The 22,865-nt window shown below is 63.5% G+C and carries 21 protein-coding genes; 11 read left to right on the forward strand and 10 right to left on the reverse strand.

Going from position 1 to position 22,865, the window contains the following annotated elements:
• Positions 1-287: 287 nt before the first annotated feature.
• The 7 genes from CIT31_RS21310 (at position 288) to olsB (ending at position 7,737) form a co-directional block, all read left to right on the forward strand.
• Positions 288-719, forward strand: a complete 432-nt coding sequence (locus CIT31_RS21310) for a DUF1772 domain-containing protein (RefSeq protein WP_245316424.1) — start codon at positions 288-290, stop codon at positions 717-719.
• Between the two features lie 122 nt (positions 720-841).
• Positions 842-1,876 (forward strand): RsmD family RNA methyltransferase, encoded by a 1,035-nt coding sequence (locus tag CIT31_RS21315; RefSeq protein WP_095520338.1) that lies wholly within the window; start codon positions 842-844, stop codon positions 1,874-1,876.
• Positions 1,876-2,733 carry a TrmH family RNA methyltransferase gene (locus tag CIT31_RS21320; RefSeq protein ID WP_095520252.1) on the forward strand — a complete coding sequence of 286 codons (858 nt, stop codon included), beginning with the start codon at positions 1,876-1,878 and terminating at the stop codon, positions 2,731-2,733. The genes CIT31_RS21315 and CIT31_RS21320 overlap by 1 nt, the downstream gene beginning before the upstream one ends.
• Before the next feature lie 8 nt (positions 2,734-2,741).
• A complete protein-coding gene (lspA, locus tag CIT31_RS21325) occupies positions 2,742-3,242 on the forward strand; it encodes a signal peptidase II (protein ID WP_095520253.1) in 501 nt (166 codons plus the stop codon).
• Between the two features lie 52 nt (positions 3,243-3,294).
• Positions 3,295-4,284, forward strand: coding sequence for an acrylyl-CoA reductase (NADPH) (gene acuI / locus CIT31_RS21330; RefSeq protein ID WP_095520254.1), 990 nt, complete (start codon positions 3,295-3,297; stop codon positions 4,282-4,284).
• A gap of 111 nt (positions 4,285-4,395) precedes the next feature.
• Positions 4,396-6,684, forward strand: coding sequence for a PAS domain-containing hybrid sensor histidine kinase/response regulator (locus CIT31_RS21335; RefSeq protein ID WP_095520255.1), 2,289 nt, complete (start codon positions 4,396-4,398; stop codon positions 6,682-6,684).
• A gap of 177 nt (positions 6,685-6,861) precedes the next feature.
• The gene (gene olsB, locus CIT31_RS21340) at positions 6,862-7,737 is read left to right on the forward strand and encodes a l-ornithine N(alpha)-acyltransferase (RefSeq protein WP_164784066.1); all 876 of its coding nucleotides are present in this window, start codon (positions 6,862-6,864) and stop codon (positions 7,735-7,737) included.
• 72 nt (positions 7,738-7,809) lie between these two features.
• Here the strand turns inward: olsB and CIT31_RS21345 are convergent, their stop codons facing one another.
• Together CIT31_RS21345 and grpE are read right to left on the reverse strand one after the other, a co-directional pair.
• Positions 7,810-8,442, reverse strand: a complete 633-nt coding sequence (locus CIT31_RS21345; RefSeq protein ID WP_095520339.1) for a trimeric intracellular cation channel family protein — start codon at positions 8,440-8,442, stop codon at positions 7,810-7,812.
• 109 nt (positions 8,443-8,551) lie between these two features.
• Positions 8,552-9,187, reverse strand: a complete 636-nt coding sequence (gene grpE, locus CIT31_RS21350; RefSeq protein WP_029348194.1) for a nucleotide exchange factor GrpE — start codon at positions 9,185-9,187, stop codon at positions 8,552-8,554.
• Between the two features lie 238 nt (positions 9,188-9,425).
• On the opposite strand from grpE, the gene CIT31_RS21355 reads away from it, so the two are divergent.
• Positions 9,426-9,662, forward strand: coding sequence for a hypothetical protein (locus CIT31_RS21355; protein ID WP_095520257.1), 237 nt, complete (start codon positions 9,426-9,428; stop codon positions 9,660-9,662).
• 144 nt (positions 9,663-9,806) lie between these two features.
• Complete coding sequence (locus tag CIT31_RS21360) at positions 9,807-10,829, forward strand: fatty acid desaturase (RefSeq protein ID WP_065010144.1); 1,023 nt, start codon at positions 9,807-9,809, stop codon at positions 10,827-10,829.
• Positions 10,830-10,971: 142 nt separating this feature from the next.
• On the opposite strand, the gene CIT31_RS21365 is transcribed toward CIT31_RS21360, so the two are convergent.
• From CIT31_RS21365 to cysG, 6 genes are all read right to left on the reverse strand, one after another.
• Entirely contained in the window at positions 10,972-11,592 is a 621-nt protein-coding gene (locus CIT31_RS21365) for a DJ-1/PfpI family protein (protein ID WP_029348200.1), read from the reverse strand.
• Between the two features lie 135 nt (positions 11,593-11,727).
• Positions 11,728-12,261, reverse strand: coding sequence for a DUF934 domain-containing protein (locus tag CIT31_RS21370; protein ID WP_095520258.1), 534 nt, complete (start codon positions 12,259-12,261; stop codon positions 11,728-11,730).
• A 168-nt stretch (positions 12,262-12,429) separates the two neighbouring features.
• Entirely contained in the window at positions 12,430-13,194 is a 765-nt protein-coding gene (locus CIT31_RS21375) for a phosphoadenylyl-sulfate reductase (protein WP_095520259.1), read from the reverse strand.
• Positions 13,169-14,839: a nitrite/sulfite reductase gene (locus CIT31_RS21380; protein WP_095520260.1), complete on the reverse strand. Its 1,671-nt coding sequence runs from the start codon at positions 14,837-14,839 to the stop codon at positions 13,169-13,171. Before CIT31_RS21380 ends, CIT31_RS21375 begins: the two co-directional genes overlap by 26 nt.
• Positions 14,840-14,883: 44 nt before the next feature.
• Positions 14,884-15,189 carry a DUF2849 domain-containing protein gene (locus tag CIT31_RS21385; RefSeq protein ID WP_095496873.1) on the reverse strand — a complete coding sequence of 102 codons (306 nt, stop codon included), beginning with the start codon at positions 15,187-15,189 and terminating at the stop codon, positions 14,884-14,886.
• Positions 15,186-16,637, reverse strand: a complete 1,452-nt coding sequence (gene cysG, locus CIT31_RS21390; protein WP_095520261.1) for a siroheme synthase CysG — start codon at positions 16,635-16,637, stop codon at positions 15,186-15,188. Before cysG ends, CIT31_RS21385 begins: the two co-directional genes overlap by 4 nt.
• A gap of 390 nt (positions 16,638-17,027) precedes the next feature.
• Here cysG and CIT31_RS21400 point away from each other — a divergent pair, with 390 nt between their 5' ends.
• Positions 17,028-17,477, forward strand: a complete 450-nt coding sequence (locus tag CIT31_RS21400; RefSeq protein WP_029348209.1) for a baeRF12 domain-containing protein — start codon at positions 17,028-17,030, stop codon at positions 17,475-17,477.
• 223 nt (positions 17,478-17,700) lie between these two features.
• Entirely contained in the window at positions 17,701-19,488 is a 1,788-nt protein-coding gene (ybaL, locus tag CIT31_RS21405) for a YbaL family putative K(+) efflux transporter (RefSeq protein WP_095520263.1), read from the forward strand.
• Positions 19,489-19,509: 21 nt separating this feature from the next.
• Here ybaL and CIT31_RS21410 read toward each other — a convergent pair whose 3' ends face one another.
• Together CIT31_RS21410 and CIT31_RS21415 are read right to left on the reverse strand one after the other, a co-directional pair.
• Positions 19,510-20,262, reverse strand: coding sequence for an SDR family NAD(P)-dependent oxidoreductase (locus CIT31_RS21410; protein ID WP_027153080.1), 753 nt, complete (start codon positions 20,260-20,262; stop codon positions 19,510-19,512).
• A 103-nt stretch (positions 20,263-20,365) separates the two neighbouring features.
• Positions 20,366-22,621 carry a transglycosylase domain-containing protein gene (locus tag CIT31_RS21415; RefSeq protein WP_095520264.1) on the reverse strand — a complete coding sequence of 752 codons (2,256 nt, stop codon included), beginning with the start codon at positions 22,619-22,621 and terminating at the stop codon, positions 20,366-20,368.
• Between the last annotated feature and the right edge of the window lie 244 nt (positions 22,622-22,865).

The raw sequence follows: 22,865 nt of genomic DNA on the forward strand, positions 1-22,865 counted from the left end.
GCCATACCAATCGTGCGGCTTCGTGCCAGTCATATTTACCCTACTCCCCTACTCCCTTACTCCCTTACTCCCTTACTCCCTTACTCCCTTACTCCGNTTCGTGCCAGTCATATTTACCCTACTCCCCTACTCCCTTACTCCCTTACTCCCTTACTCCCTTACTCCCTTACTCCGCTACTCCCCTACTCCCCTACTCCCCTACTCCCCTACTTCTCTGTTCCCGATCGGCGGGAACGTCTCCGGCGTCGCACCGTTGTTCGGGCGTTATGGAGATACGCGGGTTCCTGTTGTTCTGGTCCATCTTGGCCGCCGTCATGGCGGCGCTCAGCCTTGGACCATCCTTCGCCCATGTCCTGGAATCGGCTCCTCGGCTGACGAAGTGGTCACCTTCTCTCTGGCGCGAGACGACTGTCTTCAAGGCCCAGTTCCAGCTGTTTGCCGTCATTGGCGCGCCACTGGACGTGGCCGCGATCGGCTGTCCGGGACTTCTCGCATGGATGCTGCGCAATGACCGTCCGGCGTTCTGGTATGCGTTGGCCGCTGCCGTGCTCTATGCGGTGTCTCTTGCGATGTGGTTTGCTCTCGTCAAGCCGGCGAACGATATTCTGGCCACCTGGGTGCCTGGACCGATCCCGGAAAATTTCGAAGCGATCCGACTGCGCTGGGAAACCGGCCATATGATCGTCGCGGCTTCAAGGCCGTCGGTTTCGTATCGCTGATTGTCGCCCCTGCTTTGGATCAGGCGCGGCTGACCGTTTCGGAAATGTCCAGCGACCGCGTTTGTTGCACCGGTGAAGGTGCTGTGGCAGAAGCGGGCCAAGTCGCCCCGGAGATGCTCTTCTTGAAACCTTTTCGCGACAAACGCCGCGACAGCCGCTCGCATCAGCTCGCAAAGGGCGGGGCGGAACAGGCGCCGCGCGCAACCGGCACAGCATCGGGCAACCGCACCGCGCCGCGCGTCCTTTCCCGCCGCGACGGCGCCCTGCCCGCCGAACACCTGCCGCTGATCCTCGAAGTGGCGCCCAACGCCGACTATGCGCTGCTCGACAGCGGCGCCGGCCAAAAGCTCGAGCAGTACGGGCCCTATCGCATCGTCCGGCCCGAAGGCCAGGCGATCTGGCAAAAAGCGTTGCCGGCCGAAAACTGGGACCGCGCCGACGCCATTTTCACCGGCGACACCGACGAGGAAGGCATCGGCCGCTGGCGCTTCCCCAGGACGCCGCTCGGCGAGACCTGGCCGCTGAAGCATGACGGCATCGACTATCTCGGCCGCTTCACCTCGTTTCGCCATGTCGGCGTCTTCCCCGAGCAGGCCCCGCACTGGGACCACATGGCCGGGCTGATCGCGGCGGCGAAGCGACCGGTCAAGGTGCTGAATCTGTTCGGCTATACCGGCCTTGCCTCGCTGGTGGCGGCGCGCGCCGGCGCCGAGGTCACCCATGTCGATGCGTCCAAGAAGGCAATCGGCTGGGCTAGGGAGAACCAGGAGATGGCGGGCTTGTTGCAAAAGCCGATCCGCTGGATCATCGACGACGCGATGAAATTCGCCGAGCGCGAGGAGCGCCGCGGCAGCCGCTACGACATCATCCTGTTCGATCCGCCCGCCTATGGCCGTGGCCCCAAGGGCGAGGTCTGGCAATTGTTCGAGGACCTGCCTGATCTGACCGACCTCTGCCGCTCGATCCTGACGCCGAAGCCGCTTGCTGTCGTGCTGACCGCCTATTCGATCCGCGCCTCCTTCTTCGCCATCCATGCCTTAATGCGCGACACTTTCGCGGGCATGGGCGGCACGGTCGAATCCGGCGAACTGATCATCCGCGAGAAATCCGCCGGCCGGGTGCTGTCGACGTCGCTGTTCTCGCGCTGGGTGGCCTGATGAGCGAGCGGCACGCCGGCGCGCCAGGGCAGGTGAAAGAGGTCACCAGCCTCGCCAATCCGTTGATCAAGGACATCAAGGCTCTCGCCCTGAAGAAATTCCGCGACCAGCAGAACGCCTTCATGGCCGAGGGGCTGAAGCTGGTCATCGACGCGCTCGACCTCGGCTGGTCGATCCGGACGCTGGTCTTCGCCAAAGCCGGACGCGGCAACGCGGCAGTCGAAAAGGTCGCGGCGCGCACGGTTGCCGCCGGCGGCACCGTGCTCGAAGTTTCCGAAAAAGTGCTCGTCGCCATCACCCGCCGCGATAACCCGCAAATGGTGGTCGGCGTCTTTTCGCAGAAGTTCCTGCCGCTGAAGAACATCCGCGTTCGAGACGGCGACGTCTGGGTGGCGCTCGACCGCGTGCGCGACCCAGGCAATCTCGGCACCGTCATCCGCACCGTCGATGCCGTTGGCGCCAAGGGCGTCATACTGGTCGGCGAGACCACCGATCCTTTTTCCGTCGAGACCGTGCGCGCCACCATGGGCTCGATCTTCGCCGTGCCGGTCGCCAAGGCGACGCCGGACGCCTTCCTCGCGTGGCGAAAAAGCTTTCCTGGCCTCGTTGCCGGCACACATCTGAAAGGTGCGGTCGACTACCGTTCGGTCGACTTTTCCAAAGGCCCGGTGCTGCTGATGATGGGCAACGAACAGCAGGGCCTGCCCGACAGCCTAGCCGAAAGCTGCGACAGATTGCTGCGGATTCCACAGGCCGGCCGGGCCGATTCGCTCAATCTCGCGGTGGCCACCGGCATCATGCTGTTCGAGATCCGGCGCGGCGCGCTGAGATTTGCCCCGGAGGACGCCAGACCGTGACATCCCAAATGGTGAAATCCCAAACGGCAAAATCGTGGTTACCCTACATCCTGCTGGTCGCCGCCGCGATAGCGCTCGACCAGTGGGTGAAATTTCTGGTCGAGACCGGCCTCGCCTTCCAGGAAAAGGTCGATCTTGTGCCGTTCCTGGCATTGTACCGCACCTACAACACCGGCATTGCCTTCTCCATGTTTTCATCCTTCGGCGACACCGGCCTGGTGGTCATCGCCGCTTTCGTCGTCGCATTCGTGCTCTATCTCGCGGCCCGCACTCCGCCCGGCCACGTGCTTACCCGCATCGGCTTTGCGCTGATCGTCGGCGGCGCGCTCGGCAATCTGCTCGACCGCGCTACCCATGGTCACGTGATCGACTACATCCTGTTCCACACCCCGGTATGGTCCTTTGCCATCTTCAACCTCGCTGATGCCTTCATCGCGGTCGGCGCGGTGGTGGTCGTCTTCGACGAACTCATCGGTTGGCGGCGCGAGGCCAAGCCCTCCAGCGATTGACCTGGCCTTCTGCCGCCATACAGTGGCCATTCGAAAAGCCCGAGGAGAAGACATGCCCGAAACCTTCAAAGCCATCCTCGTTTCGCGCGATGCCGAGAAGAAGCAGTCGGTCGCGGTGACCGACCTCACCGAGGCCGACCTGATGGAAGGCGATGTCACCGTCGCCGTCGAGGCGACGACGGTGAACTACAAGGACGGCCTCGCCATATCAGGCAAGGCGCCGGTGATCCGCCGCTGGCCGCTGGTGCCGGGCATTGATTTCGCCGGCACCGTCATCTCGTCTTCCCATGCCGACTGGCGCAAGGGGGACAAGGTCATATTGAACGGCTGGGGCGTCGGCGAAACGCATTTTGGCGCCTATGCCGGGCGCGCCCGAGTCAAGGGAGACTGGCTGGTGCCGCTGCCTCAGGGCATGAGCCCGCATGATGCCATGGCGATCGGCACCGCAGGCTACACCGCCATGCTTTGCGTCATCGCGCTGGAACGGCACAGCATCGTGCCCGATCGCGGCCCGGTGGTGGTGACGGGCGCGGCCGGAGGCGTCGGCTCGGTCGCGGTCTCGATCCTGTCCAGCCTCGGCTATCATGTCATCGCCTCGACCGGCCGCAGCGCTGAAAGTTCCTACCTGATCGACCTGGGTGCTGCGGAGGTGATTTCGCGCGACGAGCTTGCCCAGCCGGCAAAGCCGCTCGCCAAGGAACGCTGGGCCGGCGGCGTCGACGCGGTCGGCAGTCACACGTTGGCCAACGTCCTTTCGATGACCACGTATGGCGGCGCCGTCGCCGCCTGCGGCCTGGCAGGCGGCATGGATCTGCCAGCGAGCGTCGCCCCGTTCATCCTGCGCGGCGTTTGCCTGCTCGGCATCGATTCGGTGATGGCGCCAAAGCCGGTCCGCATGGAGGCGTGGCGCCGCATCGGCACGGACCTCGACCTCCAGAAGCTCGCCAGCCTGTCCACGACCATCGGCTTTGACGGCATCATCGACGCCGCGCACAACATCGTCGAGGGCAAGATCCGTGGCCGCGTAGTGGTGGATATGTGAGTTCTGGCGTCTGCCGTTTTGCACGAAAGAAAGGCAAAAAACCGCGCGACCGATAAAATTCGAACGATCCGCCGCAATTTTCCATAATCTCTGTCTGGCAAGGGTTTCCGCATGGTCACGGAATCCGCCATCGGAGAAACGGAGAGCGCCGAAAGCGTCGACGCGATCGGCCCGGAGGCGCCAAGGCGGCAGCATATCGCAGCGCCGCCACTGGCGCCCGAACTGCCCGCCGCCAATCGCGAAGGCCTGCCATTCCTGACGCTCGTCGCCATCGTCATGCTTGCAGGGCTGTCGCACCTGACCGGCGCGCCGATCGTCATCACCGTTGGGCTTTTGGCGACTGGCATGGCCGGTCTCGCCGTGCATCTGCGTGCCAGGCGCACGGTGCGTCGCACGGTTGCCATCCTTGGCGAGACCGCAGCTCGCAGCCGCGCCGAGGTCGAGACCCTGGCCGACCGCATGTGGGAGATGCAGGAGAGCGAGGAACGCTTTCGCGGGCTGATCGACGCGCTTGGCGATCTCGTCGTCCACCGCGACCGTGACGGCCAGATCGTCTATGCCAACAAGGTTTTCGCCGATCTTGTCGGAGCCGACCAGCGCGATCTTGCCGGTAGGACCCTGGCCGAACTCGGCATCGACGTCGGCATCGTTCCCGATGCCGCTTTTTCCGTCCACGAATGCCTGAGCTCCACCGACGTCGCCATTAGCACGCCGATCGGCCCGCGCTGGTTCTCATGGATCGAACTGTCCGTGCGCGACAAGGAGAGCGGCGCCGTCTCGCATCGCGCCATCGCCCGCGACATTACCGCCCGCAAGCACGCCGAATCGTCGCTGATCACCGCCCGTGAGCGAGCCGAATACGCAAGCCAGGCCAAATCGCGCTTCCTCGCCACCGTCAGCCATGAGATCCGCACACCGATGAACGGCATCATGGGCATGGCCAGGCTGCTGGCGGACACCAATCTCTCACCCGAACAACGGACCTATGTGGGCGCCGTCTCGACCTCGGCCAGCGCGTTGCTGGCGCTGATCGAAGATCTGCTCGACTATTCCAAGATTGAGGCCGGCCGCTTCGATCCCGAACCGCAGCCAATGTCGGTGCGCGAGATCGCCGACAACATCGTCGAACTCTTGGCGGCGCGCGCCTTCGCCAAGAATATCGGCCTTGGCTGCCATGTCGAACCCGACGTGCCGCAGATGATCACCGCCGATCCAGGAAGGGTCAGGCAGGTGCTGCTCAACTTGATCGGCAACGCGATCAAGTTCACCGACAGCGGCGGCGTATTGGTGAGCATCGCTCGTGCCTGCACCGAAACCACAGACCGCATATGCTTCACCGTCGCCGATACGGGTCCCGGCCTACACGAGGACGATATGGAGCGCATCTTCGAGGAATTCGAACAGGCCGATGGCACGTCGACCCGCGCGCATGGCGGCGCCGGGCTCGGTCTTGCCATTTCCAAGCGCCTGGTGATCGCCATGGGCGGCACGATTTCGGTTTCGAGCCGGCTCGGCCAAGGCTCCGAGTTCGTCTTCGATATCCCTGCAATATCGGCCACCGAGCCGCCGCAGACCCGCCAGAATGCGCTGTCAGGGCAGCGCGCGGTGATACTGTCGAAGAACGCCATCGAAGCCGACGCCATCGCCCGCACCATCCGTGCCAATGGCGGCATGGTCGAACTGGCCGCGACCGACGCCCAGGCAGCGTCCTTCGCAGAAGGCTGCGACGTGCTTCTGGTCGATGCGGCCATGGAGGAGGGCGACGGCAGGTTGTTAAGGCGCCTTCGCCAGAGCGGCTTTGCCGACTGCGAGGCGATCACGCTGATCGCGCCGACCGACCGCGGCATGCTGGGCGAGTTCCGCGCCAGCGGCTACGCCACCTTCCTGGCAAGGCCGGTGCGTGGCGAGACGCTGTTGCGCGTGCTTTTGACCAGCAGCGTACCCGCCCTCACCCAGCCACAGCCGGAAAAGCGCGGCGCACCATCCGACCGCGCCATTGGCAACCGCCAGCAGGGCCTGTCGGTGCTGATCGCCGAGGATAACGACATCAACGCCATGCTTGCCCGCGCCACGCTTCTGAAGGCCGGGCATCGCGTGAAAGTGGTCGGCGACGGCAAGGCCGCCGTCGAGGCCGTCACTGGCACCGGCCACAACCACCGCTTCGACGTGGTGCTGATGGACCTGCACATGCCTGTCATGGACGGGCTGGACGCCATCGCCGCCATCCGCCGGCATGAGGAGGAAACCGCCGTGGCGCCGGTTCCGATCATGGTGCTGTCGGCGGACAGCCAGGAAAAGACCCGCCACGCAGTGCTTGCCCACGGCGCCAGCGGCTTCGTCACCAAGCCGCTCGACCCCGACGCGCTTGTCGATGCGGTCGAGGGCCAGGTGGCCGCGTGATCCGCCGGCTGTCCTTCCTGGCTCCCGCCGCGTAACATAGCCGGTTGAAGGATTACCCAGCCGACGAAGTATTGCCCGCAGCACCGTATCACGGTACTGTCACAATCCTGTTGCACCTACACCGTATCCCCGTGCCAAGAGGGATGGCTCGAAGGAGAATCACTCGTGCATACAGTTATGCCGGAATGTGACGCTCGGCCGAACGCTAGCGGTGCTTTGCTCACCGGGCGGAACGTCGATGCCGTCACAAAAGGCGAAGCGCTCGGCCGTATCGGCAACCTCGAAGTGCGGCTCGCCCGCAACGAGGCCGAGATCGCCGCCGCGCAGGAAGTGCGCTACCGGGTGTTCTATGACGAGCTTGGCGCCAGGAAGAACCTGTTCCAGGTGCAGGATCGCCGCGACGCCGACCATTTCGATCCGCTTTGTGATCATTTGCTCGTCTTCGACACCTCGCTGTCCGGTCCCGAGCATCGCCGCATTGTTGGCACCTACCGCCTGCTGCGGCAGGAAATCGCGGCAGCGGCCGGCGGCTTCTATTCCGAGGGCGAATTCGAGCTGACCAATCTTATCGCCCGCCACCCCGGCCAGCGTTTCCTCGAGCTCGGCCGCTCCTGCGTCTTGCCGGAATACCGCTCGAAGCGCACCATCGAGGCGCTTTGGCAAGGTATTTGGGCCTATATCAACCATTACGGGATCGGCGTGATGACCGGTTGCGCTTCGTTCCACGGCACTGTGCCGGCGGCACACGCCGAAGCGCTAACCTATCTCGCCCATCACTGCCGGACGAATTCGGCCTGGGACGTGCGTGCGGTCGCCGGGCGCTATTGTTCCATGGATTTGATGCCGATCGAGGCGGTCAATGCCAAGGCCGCGATCGCGGCGATGCCGCCGCTGGTCAAGGGCTATCTACGCGTCGGCGCGCGCATCGGCGACGGCTGCGTCATCGATCGCGAATTCTCGACGGTCGACGTGTTCGTGGTGATGCCGGTCCAAGAGATCGGCGCCCGCTACGTCAACTATTATGGCGGGGAAGCCCAGCGCTTCGCCGCTTGAGATTCCAGCGAGTAGCGAGTAGCGGGAGTTCCTCCAATTCGCTGCAGATTGTTATCGCTACCCGCTCTCATTTCATGGAATATCTTCCGGTCGCCGACCAGGCCTGCTCTTGTAGGACGGAAAGGCCCAGCCGAATTTGAGCGCGCCGCCACGCACGCAGAAAGCAGCCATGAAGCCTGCCAGGCCCGAGGCCAGCGGGGGCAGCCCGGCGAAGTCGCCGAGCGTGTAGAGAGCGGCGCCCGCAAGTGCTGCGGTAACGTAGATCTCCGGTCTCAACAGCACTGAAGGCTCCCCGGTCAACAGATCGCGAAGGATGCCGCCAAGGGTGGCGGTGAGCATGCCGGTAACGATCGAAACCGCCGGCGAGCCGGTGATCGCCAGCCCCTTGGCCGCGCCCATCACCGAAAAGGCGGCAAGGCCGATGGCGTCTAGCCAGAGCAGCAATTTGTAGCGGGATTCGACACGGTGTGCGCTGAAGAAGACCAAGACCGCCACCGCCGCGCAGATCAGCACATAGTCGCGGTTTCCGACCCAGAACACCGGCACGTTGAGGATGACGTCGCGAAACGTGCCGCCACCGATGCCGGCGACGCTGGCCAGGAACAGGTAACCGATAATGTCGAGCTGTTTGCGCGAGGCGGCCAGCGCACCGGTCGCCGCAAAGACGGCGACGCCGGCATAGTCGAGAAGCTCGATTGGGTTCAAGGACATAGTGGAGTAAGTGGGTGAATAGGGGGTATGAATAGCATGAAGCCGCACGATTGCTACGGCTCCTCTATCAAGTCCCTTACTACCCTACTCCCTTACCGCCTAATCACGCATCCTTCTCAGCTTGCTCATTCACCGGCCCTGGCTCGACCGGCGCTTCACCAGCCACATGCTTGGGACCGCCCTTGGCAACGCCGACCATGGCCGGCCGCAGCACCCGCTCGCCGATCGAATAGCCTGGCTGCACGACCTGGACCACGGTGTTGGCCGGCACATCCGGATTAGGCACCTCGAACATCGCCTGGTGGAAATTCGGGTCGAATTTCTCGCCTTCCGGCTCGAGCTTCTTCACCCCGTGCCGCTCCAGCGCCGATAGCATGGCGCGTTCGGTGAGTTCGACACCCTCGATCAGCGCCTTGAAGCCGGCGTCGCCCGACGCCTTGGCCTCAGCCGGAATCGCATCCAGCGCGCGGCGCAGATTGTCCGACACCGACAGCATGTCACGGGCGAAATTGGCAACGGCGTAGGCACGCGCGTCGTGCACATCGCGGGCGGTACGGCGGCGCAGATTCTCCATCTCGGCTGCGACGCGGAGCGCGCGGTCCTTCAACTCGTCGTTTTCCTTCAGCAGCCGCACAAGCGCCTCGTAGTCGCCGTCGACGCTGCCTTCCGTATGTTCGGTAGCAGCCCCGGTGGTCTCGGCTTCATCGGGCGCGCGTTCGTCTTTTGCCTGGTCGCTCATCGCCATTTCCCGTCATTTCGAATGGTGTGGATTTTGTGCCCGATATCGAGGTTTGTCGGCCAAAAATCAAGTGGCAAGCGATACCGGAGGGGCCGCTGGCGGTTCGACGACGCATCATGAAGACCTTTCGATATTAATTCAAATTTTACTGTAACCGCCGCCTTTGCTTGCCAAGATGCTGCGTTGGGGGAACCATTCGTCTGCTGGAAGAGTTTCGAAGCCGATACAGGATTTTGAGATGATGACCCGCAACGACGGCGACCGTAACAAGAATGGCGCCCGCAACAATGACGAAAGACGTGAAAGGCTCGCGGCCGGCATCAGGGGCCAGTTCGGCACCGAGGCAACGATGCGCTTTCTGCGTGCGCTGCCGGCGTTCCGGACGGAGAACGACATTCCCGATCGTTTCAGGGAATTGCTCGACCGCCTGGACGGCATCGAGAGCAGCGTAGCCGCCCGTGGCCCCCGGCGGTAGACCAACACATCCGCCTGTCGTTGCGTGCCGCCGGAAGCATGCCCTCCCACATTGCAGCATCTTACGCGTCGCGCGACAATTACCCGCAGTAACTTGGCGTGATCCCTGCCTTGCGGCGACGGAATGGTCTGTCTATGCTTCCTGATGAACATGATTTCCCCCGAAGCTGTGGCGAACAGCAAACGTGCCTGGTTGAAGATCCTGGCGCGCTACAAGAAACCTGACAGGCGGCGCAGCGCCGTCGAACTTGCCATCACCCTCATTCCCTTTGCCACGCTGTGGGCACTGTCCTCAGTTGCTTATGCCCATGGTCATTGGTGGGGTCTGATCCTCATACTTCCGGCCGCCGGCTTTCTGGTGCGGATCTTCATGATCCAGCACGATTGCGGCCATGGTTCCTTCTTCGCCAACCGCACCGCCGACGACTGGATCGGCCGCGGCCTGGGCATCCTGACCTTGACGCCCTACGATTGCTGGCGACGTGCCCACGCAACCCATCACGCCAGCGCCGGCAACCTCGATGAGCGCGGCACGGGCGACATCAGGACGCTGACTGTCGCCGAATATCGGCAAATGTCCTGGCGGGGCCGCCTTGCCTATCGTCTCTATCGCCATCCGCTCGTCATGTTCGGCCTCGGCCCGATTTGGCTTTTTATCTTTGAGCAGAGACTGCCGGTCGGCATGATGCGAGGCGGCCTCACGCCCTGGGTGTCATCAATGGCAACCAACGTGGCCATCGCGGTCGCCGCCGCCGCCCTCGTCTGGTTCGTCGGCCTCGAAGCGTTCCTGGTTGTCCACTTACCCATCGTCGTTCTGGCCGGTTCCGCCGGCATCTGGCTGTTTTACGTCCAGCACCAATTCGAGGAAACCGAGTGGGCAAAGGACTCCGAATGGGAGTTTCAGCACGCGGCCCTGCACGGCTCGTCCTATTATGACCTGCCGCCGGTGCTGAACTGGTTCACCGGCAATATCGGCGTGCATCACGTGCACCACCTCTCCGCCAAGGTGCCGTGCTATCGATTGCAGGAGGTCCTGAGGGACTATCCGGAACTGCGCGAAATCGGCCGTGTCACGCTTCTGGAGAGCCTGCGCTGCGTCAAGCTGGCGCTGTGGGATGAGAACCGCAGCAAGCTGGTATCGTTTCGCGAAGCGCGGATGACTGCGTAACGCATGACCCCGAAAATCGAAATCGATTTTCGGAAAGGATCATGCGTGAATCAAATTGCTACAGCGTCCTTTGCGCGCCCCAAAAGGACGCGCGGCGCTGTAGAGCCGCCGCACGACAAATGCGGCGGTTCCCAAGCCTTGCTTAAGCCGCCTTGCGTTCGTCGCGCATCAATATCTCGCCGTGGCGGATCTCGGTGCCGAGCACCTTCAGGCATTCGCGCATGAAGGCGGCGAGACCCGGCCAGCCCTTGGCTGATACCAGATTGCCGTCGACATGGGCGCCGGTCGGCGCGACATCGATGTAGGTGCCGCCGGCGAGCGTGACTTCTGGCTCGCAATACTGGAGCGCCGCGACTTCCCTGCCGCGCAGCACGCCGTCGACCGCCATCAGGATCTGCGCGCCATGGCAGATGGTGAAGATCGGCTTGCCGGTTTCATGGAAATGCCGCACCAGCGCCTGCACGCGCTTGTCGATGCGGATATATTCCGGCCCGCGCCCGCCCGCCGCATAGACTGCGTCGTATTCGGCCGGATTCACCTCGGCAAAGGTCTTGTTGAGGATGTAATCGTGACCAAGCTTTTCCGTATAGGTCTGGTGGCCCTCGAAGTCGTGCAGCGACGTCTTCAGTATGTCGCCCGCCTTCTTGTCCGGACACACGACGTGAACCGTGTGGCCGACCGCATGCATGGTCTGTTCAAAGACGAAAATCTCGTATTCCTCGCTGAACTCGCCAACGAGCATCAATATCTTCTTACCAGCCATTTCCGGTTCCTCCCTTGGTGGCAATATTTATTTCGGAGCGCGAAATAATGAGCCTATCCTAAGGGCAGGACACCGAAAACAAAAGACTGAAAAAGGTGGTCCGACCAGATGCGGCGATCTGCCCGGCGCAGGCGATCAGCCGGCGCGCACCCGCCGCCAGGAGTATTTAGGGCCTTTGGCCTCCGGCCTCTCGGTCGGCTGATAATACAGCGGCAGACCGCCGGTGCGGCCTTCCTCGAGCCGTTTCAAAAGCACCGGATGCGACACTTCGAATTCGTCGAAGCCGAGGCGCAGCATATGCGGCAGCTGGTCGACCAGAACTTGCCCGGTTGCGCGGACCGCGCCCTCGAAATGGTAGCGGCTGCGCAGCAGTTCTCCCTTTGAGAAGGAACGGCCGTCACTGAAAGCCGGGAAGGCCAACGCCACCAGCGATATCTGGTCGAGCAGGTCGGCGATCTTTTCGAGCTGGTCGCCGGGCTGAAGCAGGACGCCGAGGCGTTCCTTCGCCGACCGGCGCACCGCCGGGTCGAGGTCGAGAAACACCTGCAGCGGCAGGATGAAGCGGCCATTGCCGGACAGTGCGTCTGCACTTTCGGCATGGGTCCACTCGTCCTCGCGAAAACCCTTCGGGGTCCAGAGGCGGGTCTCCAGTGTCGTCGGTTCGGTCATCGAAATTCCTAAAAATCAAACAGTCCAGGGTGTGTCGAGATTCAGGTCAGGCCGAGCCGAAAATGGTGGCTTCCGAGAACCGGAGCGGAGCGTACTTTTGGTACGTGAGCACCGGAAGCGCAGGAAGCTACCGTTTGCAGGCCGGCATCACCTGAATATCAACATACCCTAAAGCGATGCGTCGGTCAGCGACTTTTCCAGCCCCGACAAATGGATGCCGCACTCGGTCTTGGCGTGCCCTGCCCAGCGGCCGCTGCGCGCGTCCTCGCCCGGCTGCACCGGCTGCGTGCACGGGAAGCAGCCTATCGACAGATAGCCATAGGCGACCAGCGGGTTCTCGCGCAGCTGATGCTTGCGCATGTAGGCGGCCTGGTCCGATGTCGTCCAGTGGGCCAGCGGATTGATGCGGATGCGCGAACCGACCGCCTCGAACACCGGAAGTGCTGCCCGCGTGGTCGCCTGAAAACGCTTGCGGCCGGTGAACCAGGCGCGGAACGGCTCGACGCCGCGCGCCAGTGGCTCGACCTTGCGGACGTCGCAGCAGGCGTCGGTGTCGGTCTCGTTCAGATTGCCGGTCGGATCGATCCGTTCGAGCGCTGCTTCGTCCGGCGTGATCACCCGGATATCGGTCAGTCCGAAATCGGCAACGAGCGCGTCGCGATAGCCGAGCGTCTCCTCGAAATGCTTGCCGGTGTCGAGGAAGATCACCGGCAACGTCCGGTCGATTTTGGCGATCATATGCAGCAGCACCGCCGAATCCGCGCCAAAGGACGAAACTGCGGCGGTTTCGCCGCGAAAGATCTCCCGGGCCGACCGCTCGATGATCTCAAGCGGCTTCAGATGACCATAGAGCGCATCGAGCCCCGCCGCTTCGGCGGCGATGCCGGCCTCGACGTCGACGATACGATCAAGCGGCCTTGGCTTCGCCAGCATAGAGCGCCTCCTTGAACGGCGCGGGACCGACACGGCGGTAGGCGTCGATGAATTTTTCGTTTCTGTCGAGCCGGAGGCCGAGATAGGTCTCGACGATCTGCTCGATGGCGTCGGTGATCTCTTCCGAACTGAAGCCGCGGCCGATGATCTCGCCGACCGAGGTGTTCTCGTCGGCCGAGCCGCCGAGTGTGACCTGATAGAGTTCGGCGCCCTTCTTTTCGACCCCGAGGATGCCGATATGGCCGACATGATGATGGCCGCAGGCGTTGATGCAGCCGGAAATTTTCAGCTTCAATTCGCCGATCTCGCGCTGCCGCTCAAGCGAAGCGAAACGAAGCGAGATTTCCTGTGCCACCGGAATGGAACGCGCCGTGGCCAGCGCGCAATAATCGAGGCCGGGGCAGGAGATGATGTCTGATATCAGGTTGGAATTGGCGGTCGCCAGTCCGATGTCGACCAGAGCGTCATAGACCGCCTTGAGGTCTGCGCGCGCAACATGCGGCAGGATCAGGTTCTGCTCGTGGCTGACGCGCAACTCGTCGAAGGCATATTTCTCGGCAAGGTCGGCGACCGCTTCCATCTGGCTGTCGGAGGCATCGCCCGGCGCTTCGCCGATGCCCTTGAGCGAAATGGTCACGGCGGCATAATCAGGATGGCGGTGGGTCACCACGTTCTGATCGAGCCATTCCGAAAAGCTCTTGGAATCGAGGCGGGCAAGCTTGACCACCTCGTCGCCTTCCGGCCGGTCGGCCAGCGCCGGCGGCGCGAAATAGGCATCGATGGCGCGGATGTCGGCTTCCGGCAGCTTCAGATCCGCCTCTTTCAGCTCCTGCCATTCGGCCTCGACCTGACGGGTGATCTCCTCGACGCCGGTCTCGTGGACGAGGATCTTGATGCGCGCCTTGTATTTGTTGTCGCGGCGGCCGTAGAGGTTGTAAACGCGCAGGATCGCCGTGCAGTAGGACAGAAGGTCCGCCTCGGGCAGGAAGTCGCGGATCTTCTTGGCGATCATCGGTGTACGGCCCTGACCGCCGCCGACATAGACGGCAAAACCGAGTTCGCCGGCAGCGTTCTTCTTCAAATGCAGGCCGATGTCATGCGTCTGGATGGCGGCGCGGTCGCGCTCGGCGCCGGTCACCGCGATCTTGAATTTTCTCGGCAGGAACGAGAACTCCGGATGCACCGACGACCATTGGCGCAGGATTTCCGCATAGGGGCGCGGATCGGCGACCTCGTCGGCGGCGGCACCGGCAAAGTGGTCGGCGGTGACGTTGCGGATGCAATTGCCGCTGGTCTGGATGGCGTGCATTTCCACACTCGCCAGATCGGCCAGGATCGCCGGAATGTCCGACAGCGCCGGCCAGTTGAACTGGATGTTCTGGCGCGTCGTGAAATGGCCGTAGCCCTTGTCGTATTTGCGGGCGATGTGGCCGAGCATGCGCAGCTGCTTGCTGTTCAGCGTGCCGTAAGGCACCGCAATGCGCAGCATGTAAGCGTGCAATTGCAGGTAGACGCCGTTCATCAGCCTCAGCGGCCGGAACTGATCCTCGGTGATCTCGCCAGCAAGCCGCCGCGCGACCTGATCGCTGAACTCGGCGACGCGGGCCTGGACGAAATCGTGATCGAACTCATCGTAACGGTACATGTCTGGTCTTTCCGGGCGCGTCCGCCCGTCATCAATGTGGTCGTTTACGCCGCCCGGGCGGCTTCCGGGCGGGCCTGCTTGCCCAGGTCATTGCGGTTGGTCGGGCCGGCGGCGCGGATCTTTTCGCGCAGCCGGACCGGCTCGACCACACCATTGGCGACGGTCACGTCGATCAGATTAACATCGACCACTTCGTTGTTGGCATAAGCCGTGGCGCCGATCGCCTCCAGCCGGTCTTCAGCCGCCTTATCATGGGCGACATCGGCATTGTCGATGATCTCGGCCCAGCCGCCGTTGGCGTACCAGACGGCTTCGCCGTCGGTCAGGCGGTTTGCGGTCAGAACTTTCATCGTTCAGCTCCTTCGGCGGCTGTTTGGGCCGCGCCTTCATGCCTGTGTGCCGCGAGCGGCTCGGAACGTTCAAAGTTGGCGCCGGCGACTGCATCGCCGATGATCGTCATGACCGGGCCGGTAAGGTCGGCGCGGACCTCAAGCGACGGCAGGTCGGCGAGCGTGCCGTGGAAACGGCGGCGGTTGGCAAGGCTGGCATTCTCGACCACGGCGACCGCCGTATCCGGCGACAGGCCCGCCTCGATCAGCCGGCCGGCAACCTCGGCCGCGACTGAGCGGCCCATATAGACGGCGACCGTTGCGCCGGAGATGGCGAGCTTGGCCCAGTCAGGCAGCGAATTTCCCTTGAGGTCATGGCCGGTAGTGAACACCATAGATGACGACACGCCGCGCAGCGTCAGCGGCAACTCGAAATCGGCGGCGGCGGCGAAGGCCGCGGTGACGCCAGGAACCACCTCATAAGCGATGCCGGCATCGCGCAGCGCCGCCATTTCCTCGCCCGCCCGGCCGAACACCAGCGGATCGCCGGATTTCAGCCGCACGACGCGCTTGCCGTCGCGGCCGAGTTCAATCAGCAGCGCGTTGATTTCGGCCTGGCTCTTGGTATGGCAGCCCTTGCGTTTGCCCACCGGCAGACGCTCGGCGTCGCGGCGGCCCATGGCGACGATCGTCTCCGGCACGAGTGCGTCATGGACGATGACATCGGCTTCCATCAGCAGGCGGTGGGCGCGCAACGTCAGCAGGTCTTCGGCGCCGGGACCCGCGCCAACCAGGGCAATGTGGCCCGATGCCGGCGCGTTCGAAAGCAACATGTCAACGGCGGCATCATGCGCCTGCGAAAGCTGGCCGGCCGCCATGGCGCGGGCCGGCGCGCCGCCGAAAAAGTCGCTCCAGAAGCGCCGACGGGCATTGCCTTTCGGCAGCAATCTCTCAGCGGTGCCGCGTAACGAGGCGGCAAGCGAAGCAAGCGGCCCGACCGACGGCGACAGCATGCGGTCGATGCGGCTGCGCAGCATCTGGGCAAGCACCGGGCCGGCCCCTTCCGTGCCGATGGCAATGGCGACCGGCGCGCGGTTGACCAGCGCTGGGGTGAAGAAATCGCACAGCTCCGGCCGGTCGACGGCATTGACCGGAATGCCCATCCGGCGCGCATCTTCGGCAACCCGGCGGTCGAGCGCCTCATTGCCGCTGGCGGCAAACGCCATGACCGCGCCTTCGAGATGCGCGGCATCGTAGGCGGCAGCAATGTGGATGGCACCATCCGCGGCGATGAAGGCCAGCAACTCGGCCCCGGCGGCATCGGCTATGATGCGCAGCACGGCGCTCGACTGGCCGATCAGCCGCGCCTTGGCCAGAGCCTCCTCGCCGCCGCCGACGATGGCCACGGCTTCGCCCTCGACCCGCATAAACACGGGAAAGGCGTTGAGCTTGGCGGTGGCCTGCGGCATGGCGAGCGGAATCCTGAATACGCTGGCAGTTCTACGCGCGGGCGCGAAAAAGCAGAAGGAACGCACTCGCGCATCGCTTCGTGCGAAGCAATCGCTTTTCCGCAAGCACCAAAGGCAGGAGAAAAAAATTCCACAGCCACGAGTGGAGCGGATCCAAGCCGCTGTTGCGAGCCTTGATCTGTGGCGGTTCTAGCGACAAGCGAGGTATATTACAAAACACTTTTTTCTAAATTCTACGTCTAGTAGACTAAAGCTGCGATGCGCTGAACACCGGAACATTCCTGCGTCGGCGCGTGTTTGCCCTGCGAATCCGAGCCTGGCTGTTCAGCCGCGGCAATGGCTCCAGAGACGGGCCTAGAAACCATGAAAAACAGAAAAAAGGAGCGCTCCGTGAATAACCTCAAGCTGAAACGCGGACTGTGGATCGTAGTGGCCGACGGCGAGAAGGCGCTGTTCCTCGAGAACCGTGGCGACACCCAATATCCCGACCTTCAGGTCGTGCAGGAAATGGAACAGGCAAATCCGGCGACGCGAGAGCAAGGTTCGGACCGCCCCGGCCGCTACAGCGACGGCCCTTCCGTCCACCGCAGCGCAGTCGAGGACACCGACTGGCATCGTCTCGGCAAGGAGCGTTTCGCCGACGAAATTGCCGAGCGGCTGTACAAGCTCGCGCATCGCGGCGCCTTCAAGGAGATGGTGCTGATCGCACCGCCGCAGGTGCTGGGCGACATGCGTCGAAAACTGCACAAGGAAGTCGCCGAGAAAATCACAGTGGAAATTTCGAAGACGCTGACCAACCACACCATCGTCGACATCGAAAACCTGCTGCAGGCGGCCTGATCGCGGGCATCGGGCGGCGCAGGCCCCTTCCTTTTTGCAGCAATCCCCTTCTTTTTTCGAGCAACCATTGCCAGCCCGAGGCGGCTCGCCTTCTGTCATCCCTGTCGTCGATTTCATGGCATTTGCGGGTTGCCTCGACCATCCGAGCCGCCATATTGCAAAGGCGGCTGCTTCGGGCGGTGCATATCCGACATCGTGATTTTTGAAAGGCGCTCCATAGACCATGCCGCATGACACGCCCCTTATCGCCACCATTGTCGCCGGTTTGGGGCTGGCTTTCGTCTTCGGCGCAATTGCCAATCGCTTCCGCATCCCGCCGCTGGTCGGTTACCTCATCGCTGGCGTGCTGGTCGGGCCTAACACGCCGGGCTTCGTCGCCGATGCCGGCCTCGCCAACGAACTGGCCGAAATCGGCGTGATCCTGTTGATGTTCGGCGTCGGCCTGCATTTCTCGTTGAAGGATTTGTTGTCGGTCCGCGCCATCGCCGTGCCCGGCGCCATAGTTCAGATCGGATTCGCGACGGCGCTCGGCGCCGGCCTTGCCTGGATGCTCGGCTGGTCGATGGGCGCGGGGCTGGTCTTCGGGTTGGCGCTTTCCGTCGCCTCGACCGTGGTGCTGTTGCGTGCCTTGCAGGAGCGGCGGCTGATCGAGACGGAGCGCGGCCGCATCGCCGTCGGCTGGCTGATCGTCGAGGATCTGGCCATGGTGCTGGCGCTGGTGCTTTTGCCGGCGTTGGCTGGCGTGCTGGGCGGCCAGCAGCAAGGGGAGACCCATAGCAGCCTGCTGTCGCTGCCGGCCAGCTACGGCATCTGGAGTGTCGTCGGCAGCACGCTGGCCAAGGTCACCGCCTTTGTCGTCGTCATGCTGGTGGTGGGCCGCCGTGTCATCCCCTGGATCCTGCACTACGTCGCCCATACCGGTTCGCGTGAATTGTTCCGGCTGGCGGTGCTGGCCATCGCGCTCGGCGTCGCCTTCGGCGCCGCCAAGCTATTCGGCGTCTCGCTGGCGCTGGGCGCTTTCTTCGCCGGCATGATCATGAGCGAATCCGCGCTCAGCCATCGAGCGGCCGAGGAATCGCTGCCGCTGCGCGACGCCTTTTCCGTGCTGTTCTTCGTTTCGGTCGGCATGCTGTTCGACCCGTTCAGCCTGATCAGCAATGGCTGGCCGATCCTGGCGACACTGGCCATCATCGTCATCGGCAAATCGCTGGCGGCCTTCGCTATCGTCGTCGCCTTCCGCTATCCGATCGCGACCGCGTTGATGATTTCGGCAAGCCTTGCCCAGATCGGCGAATTCTCGTTCATTCTGGCCGAGCTCGGCGTCGGGCTGAAGCTGCTGCCCGAACAAGGACGCGACCTCATCCTCGCCGGTGCTATCCTGTCGATCGTCCTGAACCCGCTGATGTTCCTTGCCGTCGACTGGATGAAACCCTGGCTGGAAAGGCGCGCCGGCAAGACGGCTTCGCTCGACGAGGCAAAGCCGATCGGCCCCGCGACGGAGCCAGGCCAGCTGGCTTCGGTTGCGGCACCCGTGAAAGAGGACGGCCCGCCGCCCAGGACAGCGCTTACCGGCCATTCCATCCTGGTCGGCTATGGCCGCGTCGGCAGTCTCGTCGGCGCGTCATTGAAGGAGGCCGCCCTGCCCTTCCTCGTCATTGAGGATGCCGACAAGACGCTGGCGAAGCTCAGGGACGACGGCATCGAAACCGTGTCCGGCAACGCCGCGAATAGCGAGGTGTTCGCTGCTTCCAATCCCGAGGGCGCGAAGCGGCTGATCCTCGCCATCCCCAACGCCTTCGAGGCGGGACAGATCGTGCTGCGCGCCCGCGCCGCCAACCCGAAGATCAACGTCATTGCCCGCGCCCATTCCGATGCCGAGGTCGAGCATCTCAAGGGGCTCGGAGCCGACACGGTCATCATGGGTGAGCGCGAGATCGCGCGTGGGATTGTGGAAGAGGTGATGGAAGGCAAGACAGAGGCGGCCGAAGAGCCGAAAGCACCGATTACTTAGACCTCGATCGCCGGCGTTCGCTTACACGTGCTGGCCGCCATTGATGTGGATTTCCGAGCCCGTCACATAGGACGCCTGCTGCGAGCACAGAAAGAAGATGATGTCGGCGACTTCCGCCGTGGTCCCCAGCCGCCGCAGCGGGATCGTCTCGACAATCTTTTCCGTGCCCGGCGACAGGATCGCCGTATCGATCTCGCCGGGTGCGATGGCGTTGACGCGGATGCCGTGCGGGCCGAAATCGTGCGCCATTTCCCGCGTCAGCGAGCCGAGCGCGGCTTTCGACGTCGCATAGGCGGTGCCGGCGAAGGGATGCACGCGGGTACCGGCGATCGAGGTGACATTGACGATCGAGCCTTTGGCCGACGCCAATTCCCTAAATAATCCCCGCGCCAGCATGATCGGCGCGAAGAAATTGACCTGGAACACGTCGCGCCAGACATGCATCGGTGTGTCGATCGAATTCATGCGGCTGTTGCCGTCCTTGAGCTTCGGCGAGATGCCGGCATTGTTGACCAGCGCATGAAGCTGGCCGCCATGCGCCTCCAGCCGATGGCGGATTTCCGAGATCGCGATGCCGACATCCTCCTGGTCGGCGAGATCGACCTTGATATGGTCTTCCGGACCGGCCGGCCACGGGCAGTCCTCGGCAAAGGCCTGGCGCGAGCAGGTGATGACGCGCCAGCCTTCGCGCGAAAAGCGCTTGACCGTGGCATGGCCGATGCCGCGGCTGGCGCCAGTCAGCACGATTGTCTTTCTGGTGTCGGTTTCGGCCATTCGCGATCTCTTTAGGGCGACGTGCGTCCCTTTGGGCGCACAAAGTACGCTCTAGCACTTTTAACCCGGAGATGTAGCGGAACACGGCAGCGATGACGAGGGGTCAGCCGCCGGTGAGGATGTCGAAGATCGAGGTCTGCCGCTTCTTGACCGGGCCGCCGACATCGCCGGGCGGCACCGGGCGCTTGATAGATGCGGTGGTGCCCCCACCGCCCGGCATCCCGAAGCCTGCGGCATCGACCGTTTCGGCGGGACGCACGGCGCGAGGCGGCGACGCTTTTTTGGCGGACGGCGCGGATTGGCCAACCGAAGCGGACGGCACCGGGGCCGGTTGCGCCGCGTTGGACGGTATTTCGTCCTGCACGATCGTGTCCGCGGGCGTCGACCTCCATGTTCCAGGCAGCGGCCGCACCGGCACGCCTTCATGAGCGGCGACCATGAATTCATGCCAGGCCTGCGCCGGCAGCGCGCCGCCGGTGACCTTCTTCATCGGACCGCCATCGTCATTGCCGAACCAGACTCCGGTGGTGAGATTGGCGGTGTAGCCGATGAACCAGGCGTCGCGCGAATTCTGGCTGGTGCCGGTCTTGCCGGCGGCCGGCCAGGCAAAGGCCGCCTTCCTGGCAGTGCCGATTTCGACAGTGCCGGTCATCATAGAATTCATCATCCCGACGATCTCGGGCTTGATGACGCGCGGGGAGCCGCCGCCATTGTTGTCGTAGAGCACCTTGCCGCCGGCTGTCGTCACGCGGCGGATAAGATGGACGTCCGGGCGGTAGCCGCCATTGGCGAAGGGGACATAGGCCGACGTCAGTTCCAGCGGCGTCACTTCAGAGGTGCCGAGCGCGATCGAGGTGTTGGCCGTGAGGTCGGACTGGATGCCCATGCGATGCGCCGCCTCGACCACCGCGTCAGGGCCGACTTCCATGGTTAACTGGGCAGCCACCGAGTTCAGCGACTTCGCCAGCGCCGTCGCCAGCGTCACCTTGCCGAAATACTTGCCGCCGTAATTGGTTGGCGTCCATTTGCCTATTCTGATCGGCGCGTCATTGCGCACGCTGTCTGGTGTGCGGCCGGCTTCCAGCGCCGCCATGTAAACGAACGGCTTGAACGCCGAGCCCGGCTGGCGGCGCGCCTCCGAGGCGCGGTCGAACTGGCTGGTCGAATAATCATAGCCGCCGACCATGGCACGTACCGCCCCGGAATTGTCGATCGACACCAGCACACCCTGGCTGGCATTGAGCTTCTTGCCGCTCCCGTCGATCAGCCGGCGGATCGATTGTTCGGCGAGCTTCTGCAGCGTGAGGTCGACGGTGGTGTCGACGATGATGTCGCCCCGCACATCGCCGATCAGGTCGGGCAGTTCTTCCACGATGGTGTCAGCGACGTAGTTTTCCGAGCCCGTCCAGTAGGATGCCACCCGCGACGCCGGCGCGCTCATCGCCGTGGTCAGTTCCTTAGCGCTGATCTTGCCTTCGTCGCGCATGGCGGCGAGAACGAGCTGCGAGCGCTGCTCGGCCGCCTTCGGGTCACGCGCCGGAGACAGACGCGACGGCGCTTTCAACAGGCCAGCGAGGAGTGCCGCCTCAGGCAGCGTGACATCGCGTGCGCTCTTGCCGAAATAGCGGCGCGAGGCCGCTTCGACACCATAGGCGCCGGAGCCGAAATAGACCCGGTTGAGGTACATTTCGAGGATCTGGTCCTTGGTGTGCTTGTGCTCGAGCCACAGCGCCAGAAGCACTTCCTGCACCTTGCGTTCCAGCGTGCGATCAGGCGTCAGGAACAGGTTTTTCGCCAATTGCTGGGTCAGCGTCGAGCCGCCCTGCGAAAAACGCCCGCCGAGAACGTTGGCGACCATGGCTCTGGACAGACCGATCGGATCGATGCCCAAATGCGAATAGAAGCGGCGATCTTCGATGGCTATGACGGCCTCGGGAATATAGGCTGACATTTCATGCAGGCCGACAGCTTCGCCGCCGCTCATGCCGCGATTGGCGAGCAGTTTTCCTTCGACGGAGACGATCCTGATATTGGGCGCGCGGTCGGGAATGGCCCAGGTGGTGGCCGCCGGCATTTTCGCACCGTAATAGACGACGATGCCTGCGCTGGCGATGCCGCCCCAGATGGCCAGCACGAAGCACCAGTAGGCCAACCGGCCGAGCACGCCGAACAGGCCGCGCCGGCTTTTGCCACGTCCGCGACGCGACGATTTTGCCCGGGCCGGCTGGCGCTTTGCAGAGGTCTTGCGGTTGCTCGGCACGACGCGATCCTCCTCGCTCACAGAAAAACCGGCCGAGGATTTCGCCCGTGGCGGTCCCTCGAAGCTGGGTTCGATGCGGCTGTCTCTGCGGTTCGCCATGCGCTGTGCTGTATGTCCCGATGCCTATCGCATCGGCCCGAAAATCGCGATTTTCGGAAACACGATGCGAAGCTTCAAAGTCTAAGAGCGTACTCTCTGTGCGTCCGAACGGACGCACATCGCTCCATGGCGTTCGCGTGAAGAGTAGATGCGGCGATTTAAGGGCGGGTTAAATGGTTCAAAGTTAATTCAATGCGTTACGGGACGTCACCGCTGCGTTCCTTGCTTCTGGGGGTTTGCAACA

Origin of the sequence: Mesorhizobium wenxiniae, assembly GCF_002284535.1 — a bacterium.
Taxonomy (GTDB): domain Bacteria; phylum Pseudomonadota; class Alphaproteobacteria; order Rhizobiales; family Rhizobiaceae; genus Mesorhizobium; species Mesorhizobium wenxiniae.

Bases quoted from the DNA above. Each gene is read 5' to 3' on its own strand.
- CIT31_RS21320 (WP_095520252.1), top strand. From the start codon at position 1,876: ATGAGCGAGCGGCACGCCGGCGCGCCAGGGCAGGTGAAAGAGGTCACC.
- lspA (WP_095520253.1), top strand. From the start codon at position 2,742: ATGGTGAAATCCCAAACGGCAAAATCGTGGTTACCCTACATCCTGCTG.
- acuI (WP_095520254.1), top strand. From the start codon at position 3,295: ATGCCCGAAACCTTCAAAGCCATCCTCGTTTCGCGCGATGCCGAGAAG.
- CIT31_RS21335 (WP_095520255.1), top strand. From the start codon at position 4,396: ATGGTCACGGAATCCGCCATCGGAGAAACGGAGAGCGCCGAAAGCGTC.
- olsB (WP_164784066.1), top strand. From the start codon at position 6,862: ATGCCGGAATGTGACGCTCGGCCGAACGCTAGCGGTGCTTTGCTCACC.
- grpE (WP_029348194.1), bottom strand. From the start codon at position 9,187: ATGAGCGACCAGGCAAAAGACGAACGCGCGCCCGATGAAGCCGAGACC.
- CIT31_RS21355 (WP_095520257.1), top strand. From the start codon at position 9,426: ATGATGACCCGCAACGACGGCGACCGTAACAAGAATGGCGCCCGCAAC.
- CIT31_RS21360 (WP_065010144.1), top strand. From the start codon at position 9,807: ATGAACATGATTTCCCCCGAAGCTGTGGCGAACAGCAAACGTGCCTGG.
- CIT31_RS21365 (WP_029348200.1), bottom strand. From the start codon at position 11,592: ATGGCTGGTAAGAAGATATTGATGCTCGTTGGCGAGTTCAGCGAGGAA.
- CIT31_RS21370 (WP_095520258.1), bottom strand. From the start codon at position 12,261: ATGACCGAACCGACGACACTGGAGACCCGCCTCTGGACCCCGAAGGGT.
- CIT31_RS21375 (WP_095520259.1), bottom strand. From the start codon at position 13,194: ATGCTGGCGAAGCCAAGGCCGCTTGATCGTATCGTCGACGTCGAGGCC.
- CIT31_RS21380 (WP_095520260.1), bottom strand. From the start codon at position 14,839: ATGTACCGTTACGATGAGTTCGATCACGATTTCGTCCAGGCCCGCGTC.
- CIT31_RS21385 (WP_095496873.1), bottom strand. From the start codon at position 15,189: ATGAAAGTTCTGACCGCAAACCGCCTGACCGACGGCGAAGCCGTCTGG.
- cysG (WP_095520261.1), bottom strand. From the start codon at position 16,637: ATGCCGCAGGCCACCGCCAAGCTCAACGCCTTTCCCGTGTTTATGCGG.
- ybaL (WP_095520263.1), top strand. From the start codon at position 17,701: ATGCCGCATGACACGCCCCTTATCGCCACCATTGTCGCCGGTTTGGGG.
- CIT31_RS21410 (WP_027153080.1), bottom strand. From the start codon at position 20,262: ATGGCCGAAACCGACACCAGAAAGACAATCGTGCTGACTGGCGCCAGC.
- CIT31_RS21415 (WP_095520264.1), bottom strand. From the start codon at position 22,621: ATGGCGAACCGCAGAGACAGCCGCATCGAACCCAGCTTCGAGGGACCG.